The organism is Myroides injenensis M09-0166, from assembly GCF_000246945.1.
In the GTDB taxonomy this organism is placed as follows: domain Bacteria; phylum Bacteroidota; class Bacteroidia; order Flavobacteriales; family Flavobacteriaceae; genus Flavobacterium; species Flavobacterium injenense.
This window is the reverse complement of the sequence record NZ_BAEX01000141.1, coordinates 1-4,161: the sequence shown is the minus strand read 5'-3', so window position 1 is coordinate 4,161 and position 4,161 is coordinate 1. Positions and strand designations below refer to the sequence as shown.

Genomic DNA, 4,161 nt, shown 5'->3' with positions numbered 1-4,161 from the left:
TATACTTACTACTTTTTTTATATGTTATAATTTTTCTTTTCCAATATGTCGTATGGCTTCTCGTACCATTCTAAACAATTCTGAAGAATATACAAAATCCACAACATCTTCATTATCCGTTTGAATGATTTCTTTGTTATTTCCTGACCAAGCCAAGACACCATTCTTTAAGAATACAATATGTTCACCAATCTCAAGTACGGAGTTCATATCATGCGTATTAATTACTGTGGTAATATCATATTCATGAGTGATTTCTTGAATTAGATTATCGATAACAATAGCTGTTTTTGGGTCTAATCCTGAGTTAGGTTCATCACAAAATAAATATTTAGGATTGTTTACAATTGCTCTTGCAATTGCTACCCTCTTCTGCATTCCTCCTGATATTTCTGCCGGTTTCTTTTTATTGGCATTGATAAGATTTACACGATTGATTACCTCATTTACACGGTGCATAATCTCTTTGTCTGTTTTATTAGTAAACATACGCAAAGGAAAAGCAATATTTTCTTCAACTGTCAAAGAGTCAAACAATGCACTCCCTTGGAATACCATTCCAATCTCAGTACGTAGCTCTCTTTTTTGACTTCTAGTTAAATCATTATATATGCGTCCATCAAATGCTATATTCCCAGTATCAGGATGGTGAATACCAAGTAATGTTTTTAATAAAACTGTTTTTCCAGAACCACTTTGTCCAATGATAAGATTGGTTTTACCAGTTTCAAAAATAGTAGTAATACCTTTTAAAACTTGTGTTCCATCAAATGATTTCTCAATATTAGTTACTTCAATCATATCTTAATTACTTAAAAGTAGTGAGGTTAAAATGTAGTTTGTAAGGATAATGGCAACACTAGTCCACACAAAGGCAGTTGTACTAGCTTTACCTACTTCTAATGCGCCACCTTTCATATAATAACCAAAATATGAAGGAATAGTTGCTAATAAGAACCCAAATATAAAGGTCTTAATAAATGCATAAGTAATATGAAAAGGTATAAAGGTATCTTGTAACCCCACAATAAATTGCTCTGAAGTAACAAAATTACCCATTACTCCACCAAACCATCCACCTAATATGCCTAAGAACATACTAATACCTATTACAAAAGGATATAACATTACTGCTACAAGTTTTGGAAAGACTAAGTAATTTAATGAGCTAACCCCCATTACTTCTAAAGCATCAATTTGTTCTGTTACACGCATTGTTCCAATACTAGATGTGATAAAGGATCCCATTTTACCAGCCATAATGATGGAGATAAAAGTAGGAGCAAACTCTAATATTACTGATTGTCTAGTAGCAAAACCAATTAGGTATTTTGGTATCAATGGGTTTGTTAAGTTAAGAGCTGTTTGAATAGCAACAACTCCTCCAACGAAGAACGAAAGGAAACAAACAATACCTAGTGATCCTATAATTAAATCATCAATCTCTTTAAAGATCAATTCTTTCATTACTTTCCACTTTGTCATTTTGCTAAATATTTCTTTCAGCATAATGAAGTATTGTCCTATATTTTTTAATCCAGATTTTATCATAAAAATTAAATATCGGCTAAATTACCAATTACAAATGAGTTTTTCAGTTATAAGACTTAAAATATAGTCTAAAGAACCTTTGATTTTATTTTTTTCCAACGATAGTTTCGAATAAACTTACCTTGTTCATCCGTAACTAAGTAAGGTATGTTTTTTTGTTTTGCTTGCATAAAACCTCTTAAGTAATCTACAGTTAGTAAAGGTTTTCTCTTTTTTAATGCCAGTTTTAAAGCTGCAATTAAGGTAATCCAAAAACCATAATGAAGTCTATAGAAGGCTTCTCCCTGTTTATATCTTGCTTTCTTATCATATTTAGCCCCAGTAGGTTTTAAATGCTTTACTTTAAGTTCTGGAATAGTAATTATTTTCCAATTGTAATATCTACAGAGTAATTCATCTACGGTATCCCATCCCATGGCTTGTTTTAGCCCACCAATTTCTTTAAAACATTCTTTTCTATATGCTTTAAAAGCTCCTCGTATGTGGTCTTTGTCGGTAAGATTTTCAAGTATCCAATTACCGTCTTTCTCAATATATGCAAAGCCACCAACCATTCCTATTGTATTATCTTCTTGAAATTTTGAAATAATAGTTTCAAAATAATTAGTAGGAAGAATAAGGTCAGCATCTAACTTTACAATTATATCATAGTTATCTATATCCTCTATTTTACTAAGCCCAAAATTAAAGGCTTGAGTAACTTTACTCCCTGGTAGATGTATTGTGTGAGATTTTTTAGTATGAAGCTCTATCCATGGGTATTCTAATGAAAATGAAGATACAATATCTGCAGTGTTATCTATAGAACTATCGTTAACTACAATAACACGATTGGGCTTATATGTTTGATTAATTATACTAGTTAATGTCTGACGGATATAGTCTGATTCATTATATGCAGGTATAATTAAGATATATTTCATAGGATATGTTTGTTTTGCAATAATGATATATTTACTAACATTACTACATAAGCTTACAAAATTAAAAAAAAATGTAGCAAAGCACTTATTAGAAAGTATATTTGTATAAATGATTAATATTAAACTTGGTTGATTAATGCAGAGTAAGATTTCTACTAGACAAGCCTTTCTTTTTACTATTATCAATTATATTGGTGTTGTAATAGGGGTAGTTTCTACTGTGTTAGTTTATCCTTTAGATAAGGAACTGCTCGGCATTGTTAGATTTGTCGATGCTTGTGCACAGATAATGTTTCCTATTATTGTATTGGGAAGTACACATGCGTTAATTAATTTTTATCCAAGATTATCTGAAACATTACAAAAAAAGCTATTTAGCTTTAGCTTATTATCATTAGCTAAATTAGCGACATGGTTAGGTGTTTTACTTGTTATATTTTCGATGGTCTATAAAGAAAAGGATTTAAAGTATATCGCTATGGGATTTCCATTAGCTATAGCTATGGCTTATATTGAATTATTCAGGAGACAAGCAACGAACTTACAACGATTGTCTTTTCCTACTTTTTTTGAAAGAATAATTCCTAAGTTAGCATTGCCAACAGTCTTTTTATTGGTAATCTATTTTAGTTATCCAGTTACGAGAGCAATATGGTTTTATATTATTGCTTACTATATTGTTGCTATTGTAATAGGTAGCTATATTTATAAATATTTTAATTTTAAGTGGTCTTGGAACTATTCAGGTTTATTTCAATCTGTTAGTAAGAAAGAGTATTATTCTTATAGTCTATATGCATTTGCAGGAAGTTTTGGATCCTTTTTTGCATTTCGAGTAGATTCTTTAATGATTCCTTATTTTATCTCTTATGAGGCAAATGGAACTTATAATATTGGAGTTACGTTAGCTTCTACGTTAGCGATTCCTGCCACAGGAGTTTTTGCGCTTTACGCCCCCATTATTTCTGATTTAATCAAAAAAGTGCAGTTAAGAGTACTAAATGAAAAGTATAAGGAAGTTGCTCGTAATTTATTCTTTATAGGTATGTTTTTGTTTAGTTGTGTAGTGGTTGGAATTGAACCTCTATTTCAATTATTACCTACCTATGATAAATTAGCACCATCTATTCCAATTATTTTTCTGTTAGGTATTAATGTAGTTATAAATATGTCAACTGGTTTTAATAGTGAGATTATATCTTATTCAAAATATTATAGGTTTAATTTAATCTCTATTTTATGCTTAATGATTCTGAATGTAGGTCTTAATTATATTATTTTAACTCAAACTTCATTAGGAATATTTGGAGTGGGAATTGTGTCTTTAGGTTCTTTGACATTGTTCAATATAGCTAAGACATTTTATATTTATAAGAAATTGCGCTTATGGCCTTTTGATAATAAGTTTTTTAGTTTGGCTTTACTAATGAATATTATTTTATTGTTAGTTTATTTTCTCCCAATTAAGAGTTATCCAATAATTCAACTGCTTTTATCTGTGGGACTTGTTGGTATCGGGAATTTGATGATCATACTTAAGACAGATTGGGTTATAGGAATTAGAAATGTACTTCAGAATATCTATCGAAAACTTTTAAAGTAATTTTTAAAGCTTAAAATATATATAGACAAAGGGTAATGCATTTTGTCATTACCTTTCGTCTATATATATTACTAGAGATATAAG

At 29.8% G+C, this 4,161-nt stretch carries 4 protein-coding genes; 1 reads left to right on the top strand and 3 read right to left on the bottom strand.

Going from position 1 to position 4,161, the window contains the following annotated elements:
* Positions 1-24 precede the first annotated feature (24 nt).
* From RH98_RS14750 to RH98_RS14740, 3 genes are all read right to left on the bottom strand, one after another.
* Entirely contained in the window at positions 25-801 is a 777-nt protein-coding gene (locus RH98_RS14750; protein WP_010257195.1) for an ABC transporter ATP-binding protein, read from the bottom strand.
* A 3-nt stretch (positions 802-804) separates the two neighbouring features.
* Positions 805-1,551 (bottom strand): MlaE family ABC transporter permease, encoded by a 747-nt coding sequence (locus RH98_RS14745; protein WP_026038945.1) that lies wholly within the window; start codon positions 1,549-1,551, stop codon positions 805-807.
* Between the two features lie 68 nt (positions 1,552-1,619).
* On the bottom strand, positions 1,620-2,474 hold the full coding sequence (locus RH98_RS14740) for a glycosyltransferase family 2 protein (RefSeq protein WP_010257188.1): 855 nt from the start codon (positions 2,472-2,474) through the stop codon (positions 1,620-1,622).
* Between the two features lie 136 nt (positions 2,475-2,610).
* On the opposite strand from RH98_RS14740, the gene RH98_RS14735 reads away from it, so the two are divergent.
* The gene (locus tag RH98_RS14735) at positions 2,611-4,077 is read left to right on the top strand and encodes a lipopolysaccharide biosynthesis protein (RefSeq protein WP_010257184.1); all 1,467 of its coding nucleotides are present in this window, start codon (positions 2,611-2,613) and stop codon (positions 4,075-4,077) included.
* Positions 4,078-4,161: the final 84 nt, after the last annotated feature.

Bases quoted from the DNA above. Each gene is read 5' to 3' on its own strand.
- RH98_RS14750 (WP_010257195.1), bottom strand. From the start codon at position 801: ATGATTGAAGTAACTAATATTGAGAAATCATTTGATGGAACACAAGTT.
- RH98_RS14740 (WP_010257188.1), bottom strand. From the start codon at position 2,474: ATGAAATATATCTTAATTATACCTGCATATAATGAATCAGACTATATC.
- RH98_RS14735 (WP_010257184.1), top strand. From the start codon at position 2,611: ATGCAGAGTAAGATTTCTACTAGACAAGCCTTTCTTTTTACTATTATC.
- RH98_RS14745 (WP_026038945.1), bottom strand. From the start codon at position 1,551: ATGATAAAATCTGGATTAAAAAATATAGGACAATACTTCATTATGCTG.